This is a genomic window from Salipaludibacillus agaradhaerens, assembly GCF_002019735.1.
GTDB classification, from domain to species: Bacteria; Bacillota; Bacilli; order Bacillales; family Salisediminibacteriaceae; genus Salipaludibacillus; species Salipaludibacillus agaradhaerens.
In genome coordinates, this window is the sequence record NZ_KV917378.1 from 4007169 (window position 1) to 4032986 (window position 25818).

The window sequence follows — 25818 nt, forward strand, 5'->3', positions numbered from 1 at the left end:
ATATAATATTATTGTAATCTACAATGAGTAAGTAAGCAAATAGCTATAACTGTTTTCCTTGTTTAGATAAGAAGGTGTAAGTATGAGAGGACTGAGATAATGACAATGACCATGAAACAAACAATTATTAATGAGATTAAAAAATGGGATTCAATTATCATTCACCGTCATGTACGTCCTGATCCAGATGCCATTGGGTCACAAGCGGGATTGAAAGCATTAATTCACACTGTATTTCCCCATAAGAAAGTTTATCTTGCAGGAGAGCAGGAAGAATCCCTCGGTTTTCTAGCACAGATGGATGAGGTAGATGATGATATTTTTCAGCGTTCACTAGTGATCGTGTGTGATACAGCTAATACAGATCGTATCGATGACCAACGCTATGTTAACGCAAACGTCGTGATTAAAATAGATCATCACCCTGATGTGGATACATATGGTACGTTAAGGTGGGTGGATACAAACGCCAGTTCAACCTCAGAAATGATTTTTGACTTGTTTGAAGCGTGCGAAGCCGAGGGAGCTAGTTTAAATCAAGAGATAGCTCGTCTATTGTATGCAGGAATTGTAGGAGATACAGGTCGTTTCCGTTTTCCAAATACAACGGAAAAAACATTTTTGGCCGCAGCACGTCTCGTTCAAACAGGTTTTTCGCGGCCAGAGCTGTATGACGACCTTTATGAGACGCCATTAGCGGTCTTAAAACTCCAAGGTTATGTCTTAAGTCAATTAACGGTAAGTGACAGTGGTGTAGGTGTCGTGCGTTTGCCCAAAGATGTACTTGAAACATATCACGTAACCTCTAAAGAGGCTGCTTCAGTTGTTAATAGCTTCTCAACACTCAAGGGATTAAAAGCATGGGTCTTTTTTGTGGAGGAAGAAGATGTGATTAGAGCCAGAATCCGCTCGAAAGGGCCAGAGATTCATGAGTTAGCTGCTCGTTTCAACGGTGGAGGGCATCCAATGGCATCTGGGGCATCCCTCTTTTCGTGGGAAGAAACGGATACTTTTTTAAAGGAATTAGAGCAAATCTGTAAATGAGTGACAGTTGTATGAGCATAACTAGAAAGAAGTTCATCAGTAAACTGCATATACAAAAGAAAGTTTACTAATAAGAAGAGCTAGAAGAGAGACTGTCTTTGAGGGCATCTCTCTTTTTACCACAGATTAACCGTCCGTAAACCTCTCTGCTCAAAATAGAGAGGGGAGAGACCTCGATTAAGATTGAACGACGTATACATTCTTTAAAGTACGTTCTAGTCAGCAGAAACAATCATGACATGGATTTCTAGTGTTGTGAAAAGAAAAAGCTGCTCCACCTTTAGCTGGAAACGTTTATCATTGATAATAAATATTTTATTTTCCACAGTTTTTAATAGAAATTCCCTTGAATTGGCAACGGATTCGATATCTTTATTACGAACGTTCTCTAATTCACTTTCCACCGCATCTCTTAGTTCATGTAAAGTTAATTCGCTTAGCTTCACCTCTGATTCATTAATAAATTCAATACGAATATCCTGAACAGTTAACAATTGCTGATTTTCTCTATTTTGTTTATCTTGATCTTCTCGTAAGATGTCAATTGTTTTCTCATGTTTGTCAATGACAGCTTGTTGATTGCCAATTTCTAATAAGAGATTTTCATGAACAGTACCGAATTGGAAAAGAAAAAATACCCAGCCGATGATGGTACCGAGAAAAAAACCGGCAAAAAAACGCTGCCAGCTTTTGTCACGGTACAAAGTAGGAATCCTCATTTTATCCCCTCTTGGGTGATCCACTGAATTAAAACCGTCCCACTGTGTGCGCCTGACAGGGCGGCAAAAATCATAATTAATGTTTTGACAATATCAGCATGTGTTCCTTCGAAAATACCTCGCTCTAGTGTGGAGATGGCATCGAATGTTCCGCCTATAGCAGCTACGAGAGCCCATATCTTTAAACTGGAGGCTAAATCATACATAATAGATAGAGGGGGTTTTCCAATAAGGTAGGCTCCAATGCCACCGATGATCGTACCACCAATAATGACGCCGAAAGCCACGAAGAAATCTATAACAAGTGTTGCGAGAAAGTCTTTATCCATGAAAAATCCTCCTTGGAAACAGGCTCATAGTCTATACTTATGGACAATCTACAGCCCGTATGACAACAAATTAACAATGAAACAAACGTATGTTTGGTATATACTTGTACATAGACTATAATAAAAACCAACAGGCGGCTCATAGCAGTCTTTAATTAGAAGATAGAGAATTTAGAGGCATTAAAGGGGGGATTATAATGGCTTTTGTCCATTTGCACGTTCATAGTGAATTTAGTCTACTGCAAAGTGTAGCGAAAATAGCCGACCTCGTGGAGACAGCTGCAAAAAAGCAATTTAAAGCGATAGGATTAACGGATATTGATGCTATGTACGGTGTTATTCCTTTTTATAAAGCGTGTCGTTCACATAATATTAAACCGATTATCGGTGTTGAATTAAAGGTTTCAGAAGGGCCATTATTATCGCGAAGTCGTACAGAAGAACGCCTTATTTTTTTAGCGGAAAATTTTGAAGGCTATCAAACATTATTAAAATTAACAAGTCAAGCACAAAACAGAGAAAATGCTTATGAGCCGTATATTTTATATGAGGAACTAGCTACTCTAAAAGGGGTCATCATTATTAGCCCATTTCAACAAGGGAAAATCCAAAACGCCCTATACGAAGGTGTCCAAAATGAAGCAGAAAAAATGTACACCTATCTTAAAAGGTCAGTTGGCGAGGAGAATGTGTATATTGAAGTACAAAATCATTGGAGGCGAGAGGAACGGGAAAAACTACTTGCTGTTAGAGATTGGGCTTTAAAAGAACAAGCGAAAGTAGTAGCTACAAACCATGTTCATTTTATAGAAAAAGAACAAGTAGAGGCTCACAGAGTAGTCGAAGCTATTAAAGCAGGGGAAACACTTAAGGAACAGCAGAGCCACGCTTCATCTGAAGAATATTATTTAAAAGATGAAGACGAAATGATTCACGCTTTCTCTTCCTGGCCAGAAGCGCTTGAGGAAACAGGGAAATTAGCTGATCGGTGTCATGTTGAGATTCCTCTGGGTGAACTGGTTTTACCGAAGTTTCCCGTTTCAGATGGAGAGACCGCCGAGACACTACTAGAACGTCTTTGTAAAAAAGGTTTAGAAGAAAGATATGTGAATCCTAGCAAAGAGGTTTATGACAGGCTTGACTATGAATTGCGTGTGATTTTTGACATGAATTATTCAGACTATTTCCTTATTGTAGCTGATTTTATGAATTATGCTCATAAGAATGATATTTTGACAGGTCCTGGTCGTGGATCTGCAGCCGGCTCACTAGTCGCTTACGTCTTAAAAATTACGCAAGTAGACCCAATAAAATATGGCTTACTTTTTGAACGCTTTTTAAACCCTGAACGTGTGTCTATGCCGGATATCGATATTGATTTTTCTGACCAGCAACGTGATGAAGTCATTCATTATGTAGCACGTAAATATGGTGCGCAGCATGTGGCCCAAATTGTGACATTCGGAACATTAGCTGCTAAAGCTGCATTGCGCGATGCTGGTAAAGTATTAAGCTTGGAACCAAGAAAAATTGATAAAGTGGCAAAGCTCATACGAAGCAAGCCAAATTTGCGAATACGTCAAGCTGTTAGTGAAACACCTGCCTTAAAGGATCTGATGAAAGATGATGATGAATTAACATTACTGTTTAAAGTTGCATCAGATATCGAAGGGTTACCTAGACATACATCGGTTCATGCGGCCGGTATCGTTATCAGTCAAGCGCCGCTCACGGATGTGGTCCCGTTACAGAAAGGACATGACGGGCTATCATTAACCCAATATCCTATGGGGGATTTGGAAAGTATCGGCTTATTAAAAATGGATTTTCTTGGATTGAGGAATTTAAGCTTTATTGAAAAAATAAGTGAGCTTGTGAAAAAAAATTCTGGACACGAGCTTCAAATCACGACACTTTCTTTGGAGGATGAGGCTACATTTGCTTTATTGGGAGAAGGAGACACAAGTGGTGTTTTCCAACTTGAATCTTCGGGGATGAAAAGTGTGTTAAATCGATTGAAACCATCCCATTTTGAAGACATTGTTGCGGTAAATGCGTTATACCGCCCCGGGCCTATGGAAAACATTCCATCTTACATTAAACGGAAGCACGGCGAAGAAACAGTCATCTATCCCCATGATGATTTGCAGGCTATTCTAGAACCTACATATGGCGTGCTCATTTATCAAGAACAAATTATGCAGATTGCTTCAAAAATGGCAGGATTTAGTCTCGGGCAGGCAGATGTGCTGAGACGGGCGGTAGGTAAAAAGAAACGTGAGACTTTAGAAGAAACGAGGGTAACCTTTATTGGAGGGGCGGTAGAGCAAGGATACACTATAGAAGAAGCTGAGAAAGTGTATGACTTGATCGTTCGTTTTGCTGATTATGGATTCAACAGAAGTCACGCAGTAGCGTACAGCATGATCTCCTACCAGTTAGCCTACTTAAAAGCTAATTATCCGTTAGAATTTTTAAGTGGCTTAATGGATATGTCACTTCACCATCAAGATAAATTAGCGGAATATATTGCTGAAGCTAAGCGTAAAGGGATTAACGTGCAACGCCCATCCATTAATACAAGCGAAACAGGATTTACTATATATGATAACTGTATATGGATTGGTCTAGCTGCTCTTAAAAATGTAGGTATACAAACGGTAAATGCTCTCCTACAGGAGAGAGAAAAAAGGATGTTTGAGGATTTGTTTGATTTATGTGCCAGATTACCGTTAAGACTTCTCGGAAGAAGAACGTTGGAATCGCTCATTCTTTCAGGAGCTCTCGATGATTTTAACATTGATCGCGCGACGTTATTAGCATCATTAGATGATGCCATTGAATACGGTGAAAAGGAGCAGGAGAAACTAACACTAGGCGAAGACTTTTTATTTTTTGAAGAGGAACAGAAACCGCACTATACTCAGGTAAATCCTTTATCTGCTAAAGATAGACTTCAATCTGAAAAAGAAGTGTTAGGTTTTTATGCCTCAGGACATCCTATTGAACATGAAAAAGTGATCTTGTCTCCATACGACCGGATGACAATACATAAGATCAAAGACTTATCTGATCATCATACAGTTAGGATGGCAGGAATGGTGGAAGATGTGCGTGTGATTCAAACGAAGAAGAAAGAACAAATGGCTTTCATCCGTTTATCAGATGAATCTGGAGAAATGGAAATAACCATTTTTCCACAAGCGTATAGTACGTCACACACAAAATTTCAAAGGGATGAGTTAGTATTTATTGAAGGAAAGGTCCAACTTCATAATGGAACTAAAAAAGTAGTGCTTGATAAATGTGTGACGATCGAGGAACTAAAACGAAAAGAGAAAGAAAGACAGCAGCCTGTCTTATATCTATTTATTACCCATCTTCATGAAAAACAGGGTTTAGATGACCTAAAAGAGCTGCTACAAAATATGCCTGGTGAAGTACCTGTTGTGTTAAAGTATCAGTCAACAAACAAGGCTGTTAGGCTATCGGAGATGTGGAATGTCACTGATAATGAGGACTTTCTTATTAGACTAAAAAGCCTAATTGGAGCAAAGAACGTCTATTTAAAAAATCCGAGGGTGTAAGAAGATAAAATATTTGTTATAATGTAACATGTCCAACGGGTGGTCAGACCACTCCAATATACGGGAGAAGGGAGTGTGAGAAGCGTGACGACACTCAGGGAAGAAGCATTACATATGCATCGAGTTAAAAAAGGGAAAATCGAAACGACACCCAAAGTAGCTGTACGTAATGCAGAGGATTTGTCGTTAGCTTATTCACCAGGTGTTGCTGAGCCATGTAAAGAGATATTTGAAAACCCTAAAACAGTGTATGACTATACAGTTAAAGGAAATATGGTAGGGGTAGTATCGGATGGAACTGCTGTCCTTGGTTTAGGAAATATCGGACCGGAAGCTGCCATGCCTGTTATGGAAGGCAAAGCCGTTTTGTTTAAATCGTTTGCTGGTGTCGATGCATTTCCAATATGCCTTAATACAACGGATGTTGAAGCTATCGTAGAAACGGTTAAACGAATGGAGCCAACATTTGGTGGTATTAATTTGGAAGATATTGCGGCACCAAGGTGCTTTGAAATAGAAGAGCGATTAAAAAAAGAAATGAACATTCCTGTGTTTCACGATGATCAGCATGGTACTGCAATTGTGACCGCTGCTGGTCTCTTGAATGCTTTAAAATTATCAGGTAAAAAACTTGGAGAAATTAAAGTAGTGGTTAATGGTGCAGGAGCAGCAGGCATTGCTATTATAAAGTTACTAATGAGTATGGGATGTAAACATTTTATTCTTTGTGATTCAAAAGGAGCCATCTATGATGGGCGTCCTTATGGCATGAATCAATTGAAGCAAGATATGGCTCTCGTGACAAACTTGGAAAAACGGGATGGCTCACTTGAAGAAATTATAAAAGGAACGGATGTCTTTATTGGGGTTTCTGTAGCAGGTGCGTTAACAAAAGAAATGGTTAAATCTATGAATGATAATCCCATTATTTTTGCAATGGCTAACCCTGTACCAGAAATAATGCCAGAGGAGGCTAAAGAGGCTGGAGCCAGTGTAATAGGCACTGGAAGATCTGACTTTCCTAATCAAGTAAATAATGTATTAGCTTTCCCAGGTATTTTTCGTGGCGCTCTAGATGTCTACGCCACTCACATCAATGAAGAGATGAAAGTAGCTGCAGTAAAGGCTATTGCAGGCCTTGTGGGAGAAAGCGAGTTAAACGAAGATTATGTCATACCTGCTCCATTTGATGCGAGAGTAGCACCTGCTGTTGCGAAAAGTGTGGCACAAGCTGCTATGGAGACAGGCGTTGCAAGAAGGCAGGTAGACCCAAAAGACGTAGAAATAAGAACGAAAGATCTGACGATGATTGATAACACTTAAAAGCCTTAATATACTTAAACATCAAGCCTACAAGGGTTCTCACTATCATGGTTGAGAGCCCTTCACCACTGAAAACGAATGATTGTCGGAAGGACTGACGTAAACGTATGAGTGTAGGTAGTAAGGTATATTTAAATATATTAAAAGAAATTAGTCGCATTATGCAAGATGATCAGTTGGAGCCGGGAGATAAACTACCATCGGAACGTGAACTTGCCGAACGTTTACAAGCTGGTCGATCTTCAGTGAGGGAAGCTTTACGGGCTTTAGAGCTTTTGGATCTCATTGAAACAAGAAAAGGTGAAGGGACATTTATACAGCAAGCAGGAAGCCACCGGCTAGCTGACATTTTAGCAAGTTTTTTGCTGAAAGAAAAAAAAGCGAAAGAAGATGTTACTGAAACACGACGTATTCTTGAAATAGAAGCAGTCAGACTTGGTTGTGAGAGAGTGGAAGAACATCAATTAGCAAAATTGAAAAAGCTCATCAATACAGCTATTAAAAAATACGCCACTGGCGTAATACCTGTTGAAGAAGATTATTTATTCCATCAAACGCTTGTAGAAACTAGCCATAATAACTTATTAATAAATATTTGGCGTCCTCTAGTTGAGTACGCAAAAATAGCGTTAGAACAATCTTTATCAAGAGAAGGACGTCCAGACGATGCGTTAGAAGAGCACGAGGAAATTTATCGGGCACTGGAAGCAAGAGATGAGACCGCAGTAGTCCAAGCGTTAAGTAAGCATTTAATTAACAGTCGCTTCTAAAAATTGATACCTGTTAAATTTGGTTAATAAGTTCTCTCAAAATAATGAACAAGCATGACTTGTATTCCATATAGAAAAAAAGTATGATGAAACTTATTTATGGAAAAAATTGTTTAGGACTAACTTTCAAACACTTAAGGTACATTATCTCATATTTATGACGACACGCTATGACCTTTCGATGATAGAATCTTTATTTAATTGTTAATCTTTGTCATTCATTGAAACAGTTTAGGAATTATCCCTATCTTATTACGACGTAAAAAGAGGTGACATTATGAGAATTTTTTCAAAGAAAAAAAAGTATGCTACGATTCCTTCTGAACAGGCGAAACAAGAAGTGCCAGAAGGTTTAATGGCTAAATGTCCGCAATGCAAATCAATAATGTATATTAAAGAGCTTAAGAAGAATAAAATGGTCTGTGATCAATGCCAGTTTCATCACCGTCTTACAGCTTGGGATAGGCTAGATTTTACGCTGGACGAAGGAACATTTGAAGAATTCGACTCCAGTCTTGTTGCCGGTGACCCTTTAAAATTCCCTGATTATAAAGAAAAGTCTGCGAAAGACCGGGATACAACTGAATTAAATGAAGCCATTGTTACTGGAAAAGGGAAAATAGGTGGATTTGACGTTATAATTGGCGTTATGGACGCCCGCTTTCGCATGGGGAGTATGGGATCAGTTGTTGGGGAAAAAATTACAAGAGCGATTGAACGAGCGATTAAAGAGAATTTACCATTCATTTTATTTTCAGCTTCTGGAGGAGCTAGAATGCAGGAAGGCGTTTTCAGCCTTATGCAGATGGCAAAAACAAGTACAGCATTAAACCGACTACACGAAGAAGGCGGTTTATTTATTAGTGTGATGACACATCCAACAACTGGCGGAGTTTCTGCTAGTTTTGCTTCATTAGGTGATATTAATCTAGCTGAACCAGCTGCACTCATTGGATTTGCTGGACGGCGTATCATTGAACAAACAATTCGTCAAAAGTTACCAGAAGATTTTCAGACAGCAGAATTTTTATTAAAACATGGCCAACTGGATAAAGTAGTTCATAGAAAAGACATGAAACAAGTGTTGACTACGATTTTGGAAATACATTTTCCTGGTGCACACGAAAAGAAGGAGGAAGACCATGGCTGATCAATTCCCTTTCGAAAAACCGATTATTGAACTGCGAAATAAAATTTCAGAGCTTAAAACGTTCACATTAGAAAAAGACATTGATCTTTCAGGAGAAATTGAGAAATTAGAGGGGCGTCTTGAGCAGTTAGAAGAAGATATATATGGTAATATGGGCGCCTGGGATCGTGTGCAGATTGCAAGACATAACAATAGGCCAGGGACGCGAGATTATATTGATCGACTTTTCACAGATTTCCTTGAGTTGCATGGTGACAGAGCCTATGGGGATGACGAGGCTATTATTGCAGGGATTGCTAAATTCGAAGAGGAGCCAGTGACAGTCATTGGTCACCAGCGGGGGAAAGATACGAAAGAAAATTTACGGCGTAATTTTGGTATGCCACATCCAGAAGGCTATCGTAAAGCATTACGTCTTATGAAACAGGCGGAGAAATTTAAGCGTCCTATCATATGTTTTATTGATACAAAAGGGGCTTATCCGGGAAAAGCAGCTGAAGAAAGAGGGCAAAGTGAAGCGATTGCTAAAAATCTTATTTCTATGGCTGGCTTAAAAACACCTATTATATGTATTGTCATCGGTGAAGGTGGCAGTGGTGGCGCCCTTGCATTAGGTGTAGGTGATCGGCTCTATATGCTAGAGAATTCTACGTATTCCGTTATCTCACCGGAAGGAGCCGCCGCATTGCTGTGGAAAGATGCTTCACAAGCTAAGCGGGCAGCAGAAACGATGAAAATTACAGCACCTGAGTTAAAGGAGCTTGGTTTAATTGACGATGTCATACCAGAAATCCGTGGAGGCGCCCATCGAAATGTTGATACTCAAACAGGCTATATTCGGTTAACTATAAAATCAGCACTGCTAGAACTGAAAAAAATTGACCTGAGCGAAATTGTGAACAAACGTTACGAAAAATTTAATAAAATCGGCCAATATACGGATGAAAACGTTGTCAATGCTGAGGAATAAGACATGGGACTTCATTCATTTCAGAGCTGACACTAGCCTGACACAGGCTGTCTATTGTTTTTGATTAATGAAAATGGTATTTTTAACACATGTTATAAAACAAACAGATGTTAAACAGAGGTGAATCGATCGATGAAACGAATTGGTGTACTAACTAGTGGTGGTGATTCTCCTGGAATGAATGCAGCCATCAGAGCTGTTGTCCGTAAAGCTATCTTTCACGATGTGGAAGTTTATGGTATTTATTCAGGTTATGCCGGCTTAATTAGTGGTGATATTAAAAAATTGGAGCTTGGTTCCGTAGGCGATATTATTCATAGAGGCGGCACAATGCTTTATACGGCCCGCTGTGAAGAATTTAAAACGCTAGAAGGTCAAAAAAAAGGTATTGAGCAATTAAAAAAATTCGGCATTGAAGGTCTCGTAGTTATCGGTGGGGATGGTTCTTTCCGTGGCGCTGAAAAGCTCACTGAACATGGTTACCCAACCGTGGGTGTTCCAGGCACAATAGATAATGATATTCCAGGTACAGATTTTACAATTGGATTTGATACAGCGTTAAATACAGTTATTGAAGCGATTGATAAAATCAGGGATACAGCAACATCTCATGAGCGCACTTACGTTATTGAAGTGATGGGAAGAGATGCTGGAGATCTTGCGCTATGGGCAGGACTAGCAGATGGGGCTGAAACGATTATGATCCCTGAAGTTAATGAGGACATGGAAGACATTATTAAACGTCTAGAAAGAGGGCATCAGCGAGGTAAAAAGCACAGTATTATTGTAGTAGCTGAAGGTGTAGGCTCTGGCGTCGAAATAGGAAAAGTTATTCAAGACAAAACAGATCTTGAAACACGGGTGACAGTACTTGGTCACATTCAACGTGGCGGTTCTCCAACAGCGCAAGATCGTGTCCTTGCCAGTCGCTTAGGCGCAAAAGCTGTCGAAATGCTACTAGAGGGACAAGCAGGGAAAATGGTAGGTATTGAGAATAATCAACTTGTATCCCACGAGATTGATGAAGTTCTTGCAAGACCACATGAACTTGACAACGCTATGTATAAACTTTCTAAAGAGCTGTCAATTTAAGTACCTAAATGACACGCCGACACTACATATAACTGGGACAAATAGTTTGTCCTAGTTTTCGTGTGGGAACAAAATGAGTAAAGTGTTACACATAAAGAGGAGGATAATAAATGAGGAAGACTAAGATTGTATGTACGATTGGACCAGCAAGTGAATCGAAAGAAAAACTAACGGATATTATTAAATCCGGTATGAATGTGGCACGATTAAATTTCTCTCATGGTGATTATGAGGAACATGGTGCAAGAATCGAAAATATCCGAAAAGCTGCACGTGAAACTGGTGAAAATGTGGCCCTTTTACTTGATACTAAAGGCCCGGAAATTCGCACACAAACACTTGAAGGCGGAGAAGCATCATTAGAACGTGGTAGTACTGTCCGCGTCTCTATGACTGAGGTGACAGGGAATAAGGATGTTATTTCAGTAACATATCCAGGTCTTATTAATGATGTACACGTTGGGTCTAAGCTTTTACTGGATGATGGCCTTATCGAATTGCAAGTAACTGAAATTAAAGACAATGAACTGGTAACAGAAGTTTTGAACAGTGGGGTATTAAAAAATAAAAAAGGTGTTAACGTGCCTAATGTTAGTGTTAACCTTCCAGGTATTACTGAAAAAGACGCTAATGATATCATATTTGGTATTGAACAAGGTGTCGATTTTATCGCTGCTTCCTTCGTTCGCCGTGCTTCTGATGTTCTAGAAATTAGAGAGTTATTAGAAAAACACGATGCGACACATATCCAAATTATACCTAAAATCGAGAATCAGGAAGGCGTCGATAACATCGATGAAATCCTTGAAGTATCCGATGGCCTTATGGTAGCGCGCGGGGATTTAGGGGTAGAGATCCCAGCTGAGGATGTGCCGCTCGTTCAAAAAGATTTAATTAAAAAGTGTAATAAGCTAGGGAAACCTGTTATTACAGCGACTCAAATGCTTGATTCTATGCAGCGCAACCCAAGACCAACTCGTGCTGAGGCTAGTGATGTTGCTAATGCCATTTTTGACGGTACGGATGCTATTATGCTTTCAGGAGAAACAGCAGCTGGATTGTATCCAGTTGAATCTGTCCAAACAATGAGCAATATTGCATTAAAAACAGAGACAGCTCTTAAATACAAAGATATCTTACGTAAACGCTCAAAAGAAAGTGAGCCAACAGTCACAAATGCTATTAGTGAGTCTGTTACTCATACTGCGCAAAATTTGCAAGCAGCAGCTATTCTTACATCAACTGAAAGTGGCCATACTGCTCGTATGATTTCAAAATATCGACCAGAAGCTAAAATCGTAGCTATTACACGAAATGAGCGTGTTTCAAGAGCATTAGCTCTCGTATGGGGAGTTTATACCCAAGTAGGGCCTCAAGTAGAGACGACAGATGAAATGCTTCACCTTTCTGTAGATGAGGCGTTAAAAACAAACCTCGTGAAAAATGGGGATCTTGTCGTTATTACAGCAGGTGTTCCTGTAGGTGAAAAAGGAACAACAAACCTCATGAAAGTTCACGTGATCGGTGAGATAGCTGCTAAAGGTCAAGGAATTGGCCGGAAATCTGCTACAGGTCAAGTAGTCATTGCTAAAACAGCTAATGATGCTTTAACTAAAACAAAAGAAGGCGATATTCTTGTCACGCCGAACACAGACCGGGATATGATGGATGCGTTTGAAAAAGCGTCTGCTGTTATTACTGAACAGGGTGGGTTAACATCTCATGCTGCGGTAGTAGGCCTTAATTTAGGGATCCCTGTAGTGGTTGGTGTAGAGGATGCGACTTCAACATTCACTGATGGCGATGAAATTACTGTGGACAGCCAGCACGGAAAGATTTACAAAGGACAAGCAAGTATCTTATAATATATTTACAAAAAGAAGGAATAGGTACTATTCCTTCTTTTTATATTAGCCTTCAGATTATGTTTTACAAAGTAGAAAAGGGTTCATAACAACTGAAGGCAAACAGAGATGTTAACGTCCGTGCTGACGTAACTGTGAAAGGAAGAAATATAATGGGAAAATTGTTTTTACTTCTCTTGATTATCGTTCCTGCTCTGGAAATTTGGGTACTTATTCTATCAGGTAATGCGTTTGGTGTGCCTGTTACGATATTATTAATTATATTAACAGGTGTATTAGGGGCAGCCCTTGCAAAAAAAGAAGGCCTTAATGCCATTAGAACAGCCCAAATGCAGGCCTCACAAGGACAAATGCCTAGTGGTGTAATGCTTGATGGTATTTGCATACTCGTTGGTGGCGTAGTTCTTTTAACACCAGGATTTATTACCGACGCTCTTGGCTTCTTCTTACTTATTCCCCAAACGAGAGCTGTTTTTAAAGGATTTTTACAGCGAATATTTCAAAAAGCCGTTAAATCTGGCAGCTTTATTTATGTCTCCCATAATCGATGGGGCCGTAAATAGGTAGAATGATTATCATCGAATTTTGAACACGAACAAAATCATAGATATTCTTTATCAAGTGTGTAATTTTAAAAAAAGTCTTCATAATCTTTAAACATAAGGATATCTCTGATTCTGTTCAGAAGGTATCCTTTTTGCGTATTATTTTAAATGAGTTTTATTTAATTCCGTTGATTGTCAAAACACGAGACGCCTGCGGGAAAAGCAAGAGCTGAAGCCTTGGACATGACAAGCGAGTATATTTTTGACAAGCAACCTAAAATAAAGAAAATATGAATTAAAAAATGGCTCTCACAATAAGTGAGGGCCAGCCTTATTCACTGGGGTTAGTCCCAGCCTCTTTCTGTAGACGTTTACAACAGATACTGCCACTGTTCTAATTTGAATTGCCGACTCCTTAAAGATGATTTACCGGAACAAATAATGCTTAATTTCTTCAAGTACACGGGCATTTTTCAGCGTTTGAATGATTATTAAGATAAAAGGTCCAAAGAGTATGCCGGCAAAACCAAACACCTGATAACAAGCAAATACAGTAAATAATAAAACTAAGGTAGGCATCCCCATATGATGAGCAAGAATTTTTGGTTCAGAAAGCTGTCTTTGAATGACGACGACCCCATATAAAATAGACAGTCCGGTTGTCATATACCAATTAGCATTTAAAAAAGAATAAATAATCCATGGGATGAACACGATTCCCGTTCCTATATAGGGAAAGATATCAACAACAGCAATTAGGAGGGCTGTGGTGAAAGCATAATTAACGTTAAGAATAATTAAACCTGCAAAAACAATAAATGCAGTTATGAGGACTAAAATGAACTGAGCCATCAAATAATGACCTAAGGCAGCTTTCCACTCTTTGAAAATTCTCCCACTTACATATGTGAAATGATGAGGTAAATGAGTATTTATCCAAATCATGAGTTGCGGCCAGTCTTTCGTAATAAAAAAGGAGGCTAGTAAAGAGAATAGAATCATTGTTAACGCGTGTGGGAAGGCTATGAAAAAGTCCTTTAATTGATTTAGAAAAGCTTGAATGATATTTCCAATCTGCATACTTCCTTCATTTAAAATTTGATCAATTGATTGATCAAATGTCATACCAGATTCACGTTCTAAACCACTAGTGAATTGAGAAAAATCCGCAATAAAAGGGAATAAATATGTGTTTATCCATTGCTGAATAGTTTTGGTCAATTCTTCTATATAACTCGGTAAGACTTTTGCTAAGAACGACAACCCTTGTACCATTTCTGCTATAATGACCGTCATTAATATCATTAATAGTAAGATGAAAGTTGCAATAACAATAAATGTAGCCACGGCTCTTTTCCATCGTAAATAATTTTCTAAGTAGTTTACAAAAGGCAAAAAAATCAAAGAGAAAACAATAGCTAATAAAAATGGGTAAAAATACATAATAGCTACTGCCACGGTAGCCATTACAACAAGAATGATACTTGACAAAATGACGGTACGTTTGATTAAAAGAAAAGATCTTTCAGACATCTATTTCACCTGCTTAAATCAGTATTAGAGTCTTAATATCTTTGAAATGTGCGCGGTTAGGGTGAACTACTTATATGAATGTATGCATGTCCTGTTTGTTTATACTCAAAGATAAGATTTTTTTGAGGTGAGGAGTAAGGGAAGTTAAGACGAAGGAGGGGATAACTGGTGCGAGAAAGAGAGGAACTGTGATAGTATAGTTAGCGGAATGATGGATAGAAGGGGAATAATAATGACTCAACCAACTATTTTTATGCTTATTTTACTTGCTATTGGCTTATTTGCTAAAAATCAATCTTTAATTATTGCTGTCGTGTTTCTGCTTGTTGTTAAATGGAGTGGATTAGCTGATAAAATTTTACCGTTTGCTCAGCAAAAAGGGATTAATATAGGCGTTACAATTATAACTATTGCTGTCTTAGTTCCCATAGTAACGGGGGATATTGGTTTTAGAGACCTACAAGAAGCTTTGAAATCATCATATGCATGGATTGCTTTAGCCTCCGGCATTTTTGTGGCTATCATTGCTGCTAATGGGATTGAATTGCTTCAAAATGATCCACATATTACTGCTGCATTGGTGTTCGGGACGATTCTTGCTGTGGCTGTCTTTAACGGCGTAGCTGTAGGTCCACTTATCGGTGCTGGAATTGCTTATCTGGCCATGAAAATGGTTGAATTTTTCAGCTCTATTGGCGGATAATCGTCTTAGAAAAAATCTATCAATTTATCACTGATAAGCGTCATTAAACCTAAAGGCTCAATAAGATAGAGAGAAAAGTAACTCAATTTAGGTGGGGGTAATTAATTACCAATTAGTGGGGCAGAACGAGAACTCCCACTGATCGAAGGTTCGTTTTATTTGAAATAGTAGTATAAATCAGAATATTTTCTTCCTTTAAAACTTTTTCGTTCACAAAAATGTTAAAAATGGTATAATGATAAACGAATAAAAAGAAATACATAGACAGTTAAGTTGCTCTCGCTAACTAAGGTTTTTCGTAAACGCTTACTAAAAGAGATTTCTTAGTCAATTATTTAAGGCTGAGCGCATGTTTATGAGAAAGTATCGAAGGAAAATAAATAGAGTAGTACCACTAGTTTCACGCACAGGAGTAAATTGTCTGTCGTAAATACGAGTTAATCGAGAAACCTTGGAGGATGAAAGAAGGAATAATGAGAAACCGCATATTTTATCTGTAAAGGAGAGGTAGCATGAGTACGACTAAAGGATTGGAAGGTGTCGTTGCTACGACATCAAGTGTAAGCTCAATTATTGATGGGGTATTAACTTATCACGGTTATAATATTGATGATTTAGCTGATTATGCCAGTTTTGAAGAAGTGATTTATTTATTGTGGAATCATAAGCTTCCCAATGAACAAGAACTGATCTCTTTTAAAACAGAACTGTCTTCCGCAGCCGTAGTTCCCGAGGCAGTCATTGAGCAATTACGTACTTTTCCCGTTGATAAAGTTCACCCTATGGCGATGTTAAGAACAGCTGTTTCTAACCTTGCTTTGTTTGATGAAGAAGCGGATGAGCAGGATGAGGCTGCTAACTATAGAAAAGCAATTAAACTTCAGGCACAGCTTCCAACTATCATAACCGCTTTTTCGCGGATAAGGCGTGGTAAAGAACCGGTTAAACCTAATGAAAATTTAAGTTTTGCTGCTAATTTCCTTTATATGCTCAATGGAGAGAAACCTGATGCTATCTCTGAGAAAGCTTTTAATAAAGCGCTCGTTTTACATGCAGATCATGAGTTAAATGCCTCAACTTTTACCGCTAGGGTTTGTGTGGCAACATTGTCCGATATGTATTCGGGGATTACAGCTGCAATTGGCGCTCTTAAAGGCCCTCTACATGGTGGTGCCAATGAGCGGGTGATGGCGATGCTTACAGACATCGGTGAGGTGGATAAGGCAGAGGCCTATATAAAAGACGCTTTAGCTCGCAAAGTGAAAATTATGGGGTTCGGTCACAGGGTATATAAAAATGGTGATCCTCGTGCCAAACATTTAAAGGAAATGTCTCGCCAGTTGACTGAAATTACAGGAACTAACAAGTGGTATGATATGAGTGTTAAAATTGATGAAATTGTAACGAATGAGAAAGGGTTATTACCGAATGTGGATTTTTATTCTGCATCCGTTTATCACAGCCTTGGCATTGAGCACGATATTTTTACACCTATTTTCGCTGTAAGTCGTGTTTCTGGTTGGATAGCTCATATTCTTGAACAATTTGAAAATAACCGACTTATTCGACCACGTGCAGAATACACAGGACCAGATCATCAGGCCTGGATACCACTCGAAGAAAGATAATGATGGCGGATAAAAGAGGGGACGATCAAACTCCTCTTTTAACGTATGTCTTTTTTCGAGTATAATCAAAGTCATGTGCTGTCTGTTGCATTCCTTAAAGGATGTTGGCAGTATAAATATATTACATAGTGACTATTAGGAGGTTTTTTTATGTCAGGACAGAAAATTACTGTAAATAATGGTGTATTAAATGTTCCGAATGAGCCAGTTATTCCATATATCGAAGGTGATGGTATTGGGCCAGATATTTGGAAGGCTGCCTCACGTGTGATTGAAGCTGCCGTTGATAAAGCCTATAACGGTGAGAAAAAAATTCATTGGACAGAAGTGTTAGCTGGTGAGAAAGCTCATACGCAAACAGGTGAGTGGTTGCCGGATCAAACTTTGGATACTATTCGTGAATATATTATTGCGATAAAAGGACCGTTAACTACGCCTATCGGTGGAGGGTTCCGTTCTTTAAATGTGGCGTTACGTCAAGAGCTTGACCTTTACACATGTCTACGTCCAGTGAGATGGTTTGAAGGTGTCCCATCACCAGTTAAACGACCGCAGGATACAGATATGGTTATTTTCCGTGAGAATTCAGAAGACATCTATGCGGGAATTGAGTACCAAGAAGGCACTGAGGATGTGAAAAAAATCGTTGATTTTCTTCAAAATGAAATGGGAGCAACGAAGATCCGCTTCCCTGAAACATCAGGCATCGGTATTAAGCCAGTGTCTCAACAAGGAACTGAGCGCCTTGTACGTGCAGCTATTCAATATGCATTAGACGAGGGACGAAAGAGTGTAACGCTCGTCCATAAAGGAAATATCATGAAATTCACTGAAGGGGCCTTCAAAAATTGGGGCTATGAATTAGCGGAAAAGGAATTTGGTGACAAAGTCTTTACATGGGCTGAATACGATAAAATTGTAGAAGAAAAAGGGAACGATGCTGCAAATGAAGCCCAGTCACAAGCAGAAGCAGATGGCAAAATTATTGTGAAGGATGCTATTGCGGATATTTTCCTTCAACAAATTCTTACACGTCCTAAAGAATTTGATGTTGTAGCAACAATGAATTTAAACGGTGACTATATATCTGACGCTTTAGCTGCACAGGTTGGCGGAATTGGTATTGCTCCTGGCGCAAACATCAATTACGATACAGGACATGCCATTTTTGAAGCCACTCACGGTACAGCACCAAAATATGCCGGTTTGGATAAAGTGAATCCATCGTCTGTTCTTTTGTCTGGTGTTTTAATGTTACGTCACTTAGGATGGGGCGAAGCTGCAGACATGATCGAAAATGCCATGGACAAAACTATCGGTAGTAAGACGGTGACGTATGACTTCGCGCGCTTAATGGATGGAGCGACTGAAGTGAAATGTTCAGAATTTGGAGATGCGCTTATTAATAATCTATAAACTTTTCAACGTAACATCACTTTGAGAAGGGTAAGATACTTATCCAAAAACGAGGAGATGACTAATATGGCAATCAGACGAAGAAAGATAAGTGTTGTCGGAAGCGGTTTTACAGGAACGACCACGGCTCTCATGGCGGCCCAAAAGGAGTTAGGTGATGTCGTACTTGTGGATATCCCCAATTCGGAACAACCTACCAAGGGGAAGGCATTAGATATGTTAGAAGCGAGCCCTGTTCAAGGGTTTGATGCTAATATTATTGGAACTTCCGATTACAAGGACACCGCTGATTCAGATATTGTCGTCATCACTGCAGGTATTCCACGGAAACCAGGAATGAGCAGAGATGACCTTGTGAGTACGAATGCAAGTATCATGAAAAGTGTTACGAAAGATATTGTCAAATATTCACCAGATTGTTTTATTATCGTTCTGACCAATCCAGTAGATGCCATGACTTATGCTGTTTTCCAGGAATCCGGTTTTCCTAAAAACCGTGTTATCGGACAATCAGGTGTCTTGGATACAGCGCGGTTTAATACATTTGTGGCACAAGAATTAAATGTTTCTGTAGAAGACGTGACAGGATTCGTTTTAGGGGGCCATGGAGATGATATGGTACCAATGCTACGATACAGTTTCGCCGGAGGTATTCCACTAGAAAAGTTAATTTCGAAAGATCGTTTAGACGCGATTGTGGAGCGAACGCGTAAAGGTGGGGGAGAAATTGTTAATCTACTAGGCACAGGGAGTGCTTATTTTGCTCCTGCAGCTTCTATTGTTCAAATGGTTGAAGCGATCTTAAAAGATAAAAAACGTATTCTACCATCTATTGCATACCTAGAAGGTGAATATGGCTATAACGATATTTACTTAGGGGTGCCTACAGTCCTTGGAGGCAATGGATTAGAAAAAATATTTGAATTAGACCTTACAGAGGAAGAGAAGCAGCAACTCGATAAATCCGTTGAATCTGTTAAAAGTGTATTAAAACTTGTTAAATAGTGTGACTACTAAGTGTCTCGAGAAGCTGTTTAAATATAGCTTCCGAGGCACTTATTTATTTTAATAGGAGCGGGCTTTTATTAACAGAGCATGGATTATTTTCTTTATTTATATCACTTACAAACCAATGAATGTTAAATATGAACTAGTGCACTACTTTTAAAAAGAGTTGTGGTAAAAGAAAGCGCCTCCTGAAGATTCATGTATGAGTCGTTTTTTACAGGTATAGTTTGTACGATGACATTGGTAAACGCATTAACATTTATAAATGCTAAACAGTTAAAGAAAAGAAATGTAAAAAAGCCATTTTTGCGACTTTGTTAAAAAATGAAAATGTAGTATGATGAAATTAAACAGTCACAAAAAAACTTAGAGATTGCTTTGATAGGGGATCAAAGCGGTGCAGGAGGAACCAGTATGTCGCAAAAATTATTAATTGTCGATGATGAAGAATCAATTTTAACCTTGCTACAATTTAATTTGGAACAAGGTGGTTTTGATGTGACGACTGCTATGGACGGAAAAACAGCATTGAATACAGCGATGGAGACATCATTTGATTTAATCATTTTGGATTTGATGCTACCTGAGATGGATGGTTTAGAAGTGTGTAAAGCCTTAAGACAAAATAAAATTTTAACACCTATCTTAATGCTTACCGCAAAGGATGAAGAATTTGATAAGGTGCTAGGGTTAGAGCTAGGGGCGGATGATTATTTAACGAAGCCTTTTAGTCCAAGAGAAGTTGTGGCGAGAGTAAGAGCGATTCTTCGACGCTCTCAGAAAATGCTACAAAAAGATGATGTGGAAAAAAACACTCACAAAATGACGATCGGCGATGTGGAGATTTTTCCAGATAACTATGAGGTTTATTTGCAGGGGGAAGCGTTAGAATTAACACCTAAAGAATTTGAATTACTCGTCTACTTAGTCAATCATAAAGGCAGAGTTTTAACGAGAGATCAGTTATTAAATGCTGTTTGGAATTACGAATTTGTAGGGGATACGCGCATTGTCGATGTACATATTAGTCATCTGCGTGAGAAAATTGAACCAAATACGAAAAAACCAATATATATAAAAACAATACGTGGATTAGGGTATAAATTAGATAACCCGTTTAAAGATGAATAGCTATCGATTCAGATTAATCGTTCCTTTATCATTAATTATTTTACTTGTTCTATTTAGTTTAGGTGCAGTGCTTGGTCCTTTCTTTAAGGATTTTTATTTAGAGAGAATGTTTGATCGGATTGAAAAGGAAACACATTTAGTTGTTTATCAGCTTGAAGAAATAGATCTAACGGATGAAACGAGGGTTCAAGAAAGGGTTTCAGAGATTGCTGAACGACTTGATGTTCGTTTAACAGTCATTGAAGAAGAAGGTGAAGTACTAGCAGAAACTGCCACTTCGCCCGAGGAAATGGATAATCATCTAAATCGTCCAGAAATTCAGTCTGCTGTGGATAATGAGGGTGGAAGAGCAACAAGGTATAGCGCAACCGTTGGAAAAGAATTGTTATATTTTGCTTTGCCTTTTGAGACTGAGACAGGTTCCTCAGGATTCATCCGTTTAGGGGTGGCAATGGATGAATTGAATGCTGTGTACCAGAATATCTGGACATTACTATTTGTTTCTTTTTTTATTGCTTTTTTAATTATTTTAGTATTAGCATCTAAATTGACGAATCAGATGGTAAAACCCGTTGAGGATGCACGGCGTGTGGCCAATGAATTGGCAAAAGGTAACTTTGAAGCAAGGACATTTGAAGGGGAAAATTTAGAAACCGGAGAGTTAAACCGCTCGATTAATGTTCTTGCTGAAAATTTATCACAAATTACAAGAACCTATGAAAGTCAACAAGAAAGACTTGAAACGCTCATAGAAAATATGGGAAGTGGCCTCATATTAATTAATGCTAAAGGTGATATAACGCTTATAAATCGTTCATGTAAAGAACTATTTGATGAAGAAACAGAACTATGGAAAAACCAGCTTTATTATAAAGTCATTAAACACAAACAAATCATTCAATTTATACAGGAAATTTTTCTGACAGAATGTCGTACGAGGAAGCCTCTTAAGCTTTCTGTAGGTATTTATTTTAAACATGTGGACGTACATGGTGCACCGATAATTGGCATCGATGAAAAGTTAAAAGGGATTGTCCTTGTTTTTCATGATATTACTGAGTTAAAGAAACTCGAGCAAGCTCGAAAAGATTTCGTGGCAAATGTCTCCCATGAACTTCGAACTCCTGTTACATCCCTAAAGGGTTTTACAGAAACATTACTAGATGGCGCAATGGAAGATGAGAACTTAAGAAAACGGTTCTTAACAATTATCGCCAATGAATCAGAGCGGTTAGAAGGATTGATAGTCGATTTATTAGAGTTATCAAAAATAGAAGGTGCTAAATTCCAATTGAATTGGCAACATGTCACGTTAGAATCAGTCGTGGATGAAGTATTTATAATTTTGAAAAATAAAGCGGAAGCGAAAAAGATGAGGCTAGAAAGAAAAGTAATTGGCTCCACATGTATTGAAGGAGACCCTCATCGGATTAAACAAATTCTCATTAATCTTGTTAATAATGCGATCGTTTATTCACCAGAAGGTGGCCGAATTAATGTAAGAGTTAAAGAGCAAACGGAAACGGTTATTTTGGAAGTGGAGGACACTGGCATTGGTATTAATAAAAAAGAGATACCTCGCGTGTTTGAGCGGTTTTATCGTGTGGATAGAGCACGCAGTAGAAATTCTGGGGGCACGGGCCTCGGTTTAGCCATTGTTAAGCATTTGGCTGAAGCTCATCATGCCAAAATATCTGTAGAAAGTGAAGTAGGGAGAGGGACAAACTTTAGGCTCATGTTTTATAAAAAAAGACAATCAGAGCTAGAGGAGTAATTTGTCAGATGTAATAGTAACTTTACAGTCTCTTTAAAGTGAGTTAATAGTTATTCGGTATATTATAAGAGTGACTTGTTTATTGGAAACGCTATGGATGAATGATTATTCAGGAGAAACCCTACCTGATCTCTCAATCAATCCGTTCGTTTCCGTCGTGAGCGAAAGTTCCCCCCTGGACTCTCGCTCTTTTTCTACTTCACAATACAAACAAAAATATCCCTCTCTCTCCTCCATTTTTACTTACACATGATACCTATGAGAATATAAGCCAATATGTTATGTTAGTCTCTACGCTCATTAAGTATATCTTCCCCTGAGCAAAAGGAAAATAAGTGACTAAGACTAAAGAAGAAGAGCATTTTTTCTCGATGATAGGTCAAATTAAACTTGTTAGAAGGCATTACTGATAGGTTATAGCTTACATTATTTTTAGGAAGCATCTCATCAAAATAAGGTTACTAACATATCAACCCTTCAAAATTAAAATCATTTTCCGTGCCTCATAAACCAATTGAATAATGAAAAAACAGAATTCATGATAGAATAAAATTATTAATTAAAAACGAGGTGTTGAATGTGGAAAAACTCGTCTTAGTAGACGGAAATAGTATTGCATATCGTGCTTTCTTTGCATTACCACTTTTAAATAATGAAAAAGGCGTCTATACAAATGCTGTATACGGCTTTACAACGATGATTCTAAAAATATTAGAAGACGAACAACCGACACACATGCTTGTAGCATTTGATGCAGGTAAAACAACGTTTAGACATGCCACATTTAAAGAATATAAAGGGAAACGTGAGAAGACCCCGCCAGAACTAGCTGAGCAGCTACCAATTATGAGAGATTTACTAAAGGCTTTTAATATTCGCTACTATGAAGTAGATAATTATGAAGCCGATGACATAATTGGCACCCTTGCCACAAATGCAGTTAACGAGCAACAACAATGGCAAGTTAAAATTTACACAGGTGATAAAGATTTACTCCAGCTTGTATCACAAAATGTTCATGTTTCGTTGACACGAAAAGGTATTACGAATGTAGACACGTATGATCTGCAATTGGTAGACGATACATATGGCATAACCCCTAAACAAATTGTTGATATGAAGGGGTTGATGGGAGATAGCTCAGATAATATCCCTGGAGTACCAGGAATTGGAGAAAAAACGGCCTTAAAACTACTTAAAGAGCACAAGACCGTTGAAGGTGTTTATGAAGCAATTGACAGTGTAAGTGGCAAAAAATTAAAAGAAAATCTTGAACAAAATAAAGAGCAAGCATTTATGAGTAAAAAGCTTGCAGAAATTATGCTTGATGCGCCAGTAACCATTGCCCTTGATGAGCTAAAGTTAGGCGAAAGAGAGAACGACGAGCTAATCAGCTTGTTTAAAGAATTAGAATTTAATTCTCTCCTTGATCGACTTGGAATGGAGGCAACTCCCTCTGGCTCAGAGGAGATGGAAGACCTAGACGTACAACGTGTTAATCACGTGACAGAAGACATGCTTCAATCACCATCAGCAATCGTCGTTGAAGTGTTAGAAGAAAATTATCACCAAGCTGATATAATCGGTCTAGCGATAGCCAATGAAACAGGTACGTATTATTTATCGGCGGATGTAGCATTAAAAAGTGATGTGTTTAAAAGCTGGGCGTCTGATGGCACTAGAGAGAAGTACATTTTTAACGCTAAAAGGGCAGTTGTAGCTCTGGGCTGGCAGGATGTTGTCATGAATGGCATTATATTTGACGTGCAGATAGCTTCTTATTTAATTAATCCATCTGCAAGCTCACATGATTTAGCCGATATTGCCAAACGGCAGAAAAGCCTTCAAGTGCAGTTAGATGAATCGGTATATGGAAAGGGGAAAAAACGCCACATTCCTGATGTCACTATCTTATCTCAACATTTAGGACGTAAAGCCACTGCTTTACTTGAATTAAAAGAAGTATTATACGATGAATTGCAGAGAAATGACCAACTAGATTTATTTGAAAAGCTCGAAATGCCGCTATCAGTCATTCTTGGAAGAATGGAAATGAATGGTGTAGCGGTAGATGGAGACGTTCTAAGAGAAATGGGTAAAGACTTATCACATCGGTTAGAAAAAATGGAAAAAGAGATTTATGAGCTTGCAGGCACAGAATTTAATATTAATTCTCCTAAACAGCTTGGTGAGGTGTTATTCGAAAAACTAAACCTGCCTGTCATTAAAAAAACGAAAACGGGTTACTCTACTTCAGCTGATGTATTAGAAAAATTACAAGATTCTCATGAGGTGATACCGTTAATATTGCATTATCGCCAATTAGGAAAACTCAATTCCACTTACATTGAAGGGCTGTTAAAAGTGCTTCATAAAAAGACCGGGAAGATTCATACGATTTTTAATCAAGCGATCACCCAAACAGGAAGATTAAGCTCAACTGAACCTAATTTACAAAATATCCCGATACGACTTGAAGAAGGACGGAAAATTCGTCACGCTTTTATACCAGAAAATAAACATGCACGAATCTTAGCCGCTGACTATTCACAAATTGAATTACGTGTACTCGCCCATATTTCTCAAGATGCCAATTTAAAGCAAGCATTTAATGAGAATATGGATGTACATACGAAAACAGCGATGGATGTTTTTGGAGTGGATCATACAGAAGTGACGGATAATATGAGAAGAACAGCGAAAGCAGTGAACTTTGGCATCGTTTATGGTATTAGTGATTACGGATTGTCACAAAACTTGGGGATCACAAGGAAAGAGGCACGAACTTTTATAGATAGGTACTTTGAAAGTTATCCGGGCGTAAAAGAGTATATGGATACGATCGTGGAAGAGGCACGGGAGAAAGGATTTGTTACAACGATGCTGCACAGACGTCGTTATTTACCTGAGCTTACCAGTCGCAATTTTAATCAACGCAGTTTTGCTGAACGAACAGCGATGAATACGCCGATTCAAGGAAGTGCTGCTGATATTATAAAAAAAGCGATGGTAGACATGGCTGAAAAAATGGAAGAGCAAAACATGAGATCGCGTCTTCTTCTACAAGTGCACGATGAACTTATTTTTGAAGTGCCGGAAGAAGAACTAGAACAGATGACAAAGCTTGTACCTGAAGTTATGGAAAAAGCGGTAGAGCTGGATGTGCCATTAATAGCAGATGTAGCACACGGTGATACTTGGTACGATGCAAAATAATAAGGGAAATGTGAA

Annotated in this window: 19 protein-coding genes; 16 read left to right on the forward strand and 3 right to left on the reverse strand. The window is 38.5% G+C overall.

The window, feature by feature from the left end:
* Window positions 1-99 precede the first annotated feature (99 nt).
* Window positions 100-1044, forward strand: coding sequence for a DHH family phosphoesterase (locus tag BK581_RS18375; protein ID WP_322788447.1), 945 nt, complete (start codon window positions 100-102; stop codon window positions 1042-1044).
* A 215-nt stretch (window positions 1045-1259) separates the two neighbouring features.
* Here the strand turns inward: BK581_RS18375 and ytrI are convergent, their stop codons facing one another.
* Together ytrI and BK581_RS18385 are read right to left on the reverse strand one after the other, a co-directional pair.
* Window positions 1260-1763, reverse strand: a complete 504-nt coding sequence (gene ytrI, locus BK581_RS18380) for a sporulation membrane protein YtrI (RefSeq protein ID WP_078579535.1) — start codon at window positions 1761-1763, stop codon at window positions 1260-1262.
* On the reverse strand, window positions 1760-2092 hold the full coding sequence (locus BK581_RS18385; protein ID WP_078579536.1) for a sporulation membrane protein YtrH: 333 nt from the start codon (window positions 2090-2092) through the stop codon (window positions 1760-1762). Before BK581_RS18385 ends, ytrI begins: the two co-directional genes overlap by 4 nt.
* Window positions 2093-2289: 197 nt before the next feature.
* Here BK581_RS18385 and dnaE point away from each other — a divergent pair, with 197 nt between their 5' ends.
* The 8 genes from dnaE to BK581_RS18425 all read left to right on the forward strand — a co-directional run bounded on the left by dnaE (window position 2290) and on the right by BK581_RS18425 (window position 13412).
* Window positions 2290-5679, forward strand: coding sequence for a DNA polymerase III subunit alpha (gene dnaE / locus BK581_RS18390; RefSeq protein WP_078579537.1), 3390 nt, complete (start codon window positions 2290-2292; stop codon window positions 5677-5679).
* A gap of 84 nt (window positions 5680-5763) precedes the next feature.
* Window positions 5764-7002 carry an NADP-dependent malic enzyme gene (locus BK581_RS18395; protein ID WP_078580028.1) on the forward strand — a complete coding sequence of 413 codons (1239 nt, stop codon included), beginning with the start codon at window positions 5764-5766 and terminating at the stop codon, window positions 7000-7002.
* A 107-nt stretch (window positions 7003-7109) separates the two neighbouring features.
* Window positions 7110-7772, forward strand: coding sequence for a FadR/GntR family transcriptional regulator (locus BK581_RS18400; protein WP_078579538.1), 663 nt, complete (start codon window positions 7110-7112; stop codon window positions 7770-7772).
* A 277-nt stretch (window positions 7773-8049) separates the two neighbouring features.
* Window positions 8050-8922 (forward strand): acetyl-CoA carboxylase, carboxyltransferase subunit beta, encoded by an 873-nt coding sequence (gene accD, locus BK581_RS18405; RefSeq protein ID WP_078579539.1) that lies wholly within the window; start codon window positions 8050-8052, stop codon window positions 8920-8922.
* Window positions 8915-9892, forward strand: coding sequence for an acetyl-CoA carboxylase carboxyl transferase subunit alpha (gene accA / locus BK581_RS18410; RefSeq protein ID WP_078579540.1), 978 nt, complete (start codon window positions 8915-8917; stop codon window positions 9890-9892). The genes accD and accA overlap by 8 nt, the downstream gene beginning before the upstream one ends.
* Before the next feature lie 132 nt (window positions 9893-10024).
* Window positions 10025-10984, forward strand: coding sequence for a 6-phosphofructokinase (gene pfkA, locus BK581_RS18415; protein ID WP_078579541.1), 960 nt, complete (start codon window positions 10025-10027; stop codon window positions 10982-10984).
* Between the two features lie 110 nt (window positions 10985-11094).
* Window positions 11095-12849 carry a pyruvate kinase gene (gene pyk / locus BK581_RS18420; protein ID WP_078579542.1) on the forward strand — a complete coding sequence of 585 codons (1755 nt, stop codon included), beginning with the start codon at window positions 11095-11097 and terminating at the stop codon, window positions 12847-12849.
* A gap of 152 nt (window positions 12850-13001) precedes the next feature.
* Window positions 13002-13412 carry an FxsA family protein gene (locus tag BK581_RS18425; protein ID WP_078579543.1) on the forward strand — a complete coding sequence of 137 codons (411 nt, stop codon included), beginning with the start codon at window positions 13002-13004 and terminating at the stop codon, window positions 13410-13412.
* A gap of 408 nt (window positions 13413-13820) precedes the next feature.
* Here BK581_RS18425 and ytvI read toward each other — a convergent pair whose 3' ends face one another.
* A complete protein-coding gene (gene ytvI / locus BK581_RS18430; RefSeq protein WP_078579544.1) occupies window positions 13821-14927 on the reverse strand; it encodes a sporulation integral membrane protein YtvI in 1107 nt (368 codons plus the stop codon).
* Window positions 14928-15159: 232 nt separating this feature from the next.
* Here ytvI and BK581_RS18435 point away from each other — a divergent pair, with 232 nt between their 5' ends.
* From BK581_RS18435 to polA, 7 genes are all read left to right on the forward strand, one after another.
* The gene (locus BK581_RS18435) at window positions 15160-15630 is read left to right on the forward strand and encodes a DUF441 domain-containing protein (RefSeq protein WP_276540429.1); all 471 of its coding nucleotides are present in this window, start codon (window positions 15160-15162) and stop codon (window positions 15628-15630) included.
* A 512-nt stretch (window positions 15631-16142) separates the two neighbouring features.
* The gene (gene citZ, locus BK581_RS18440) at window positions 16143-17258 is read left to right on the forward strand and encodes a citrate synthase (RefSeq protein WP_078579545.1); all 1116 of its coding nucleotides are present in this window, start codon (window positions 16143-16145) and stop codon (window positions 17256-17258) included.
* Between the two features lie 150 nt (window positions 17259-17408).
* Window positions 17409-18674 (forward strand): NADP-dependent isocitrate dehydrogenase, encoded by a 1266-nt coding sequence (gene icd, locus BK581_RS18445; RefSeq protein WP_078579546.1) that lies wholly within the window; start codon window positions 17409-17411, stop codon window positions 18672-18674.
* Between the two features lie 66 nt (window positions 18675-18740).
* The gene (mdh, locus tag BK581_RS18450) at window positions 18741-19679 is read left to right on the forward strand and encodes a malate dehydrogenase (RefSeq protein WP_078579547.1); all 939 of its coding nucleotides are present in this window, start codon (window positions 18741-18743) and stop codon (window positions 19677-19679) included.
* Between the two features lie 417 nt (window positions 19680-20096).
* Window positions 20097-20813, forward strand: a complete 717-nt coding sequence (locus BK581_RS18455) for a response regulator transcription factor (protein WP_078579548.1) — start codon at window positions 20097-20099, stop codon at window positions 20811-20813.
* Window positions 20806-22587, forward strand: a complete 1782-nt coding sequence (pnpS, locus tag BK581_RS18460; RefSeq protein WP_078579549.1) for a two-component system histidine kinase PnpS — start codon at window positions 20806-20808, stop codon at window positions 22585-22587. Before BK581_RS18455 ends, pnpS begins: the two co-directional genes overlap by 8 nt.
* A 546-nt stretch (window positions 22588-23133) precedes the next feature.
* Window positions 23134-25803: a DNA polymerase I gene (gene polA, locus BK581_RS18465; protein ID WP_078579550.1), complete on the forward strand. Its 2670-nt coding sequence runs from the start codon at window positions 23134-23136 to the stop codon at window positions 25801-25803.
* The last annotated feature ends 15 nt before the right edge of the window (window positions 25804-25818 follow it).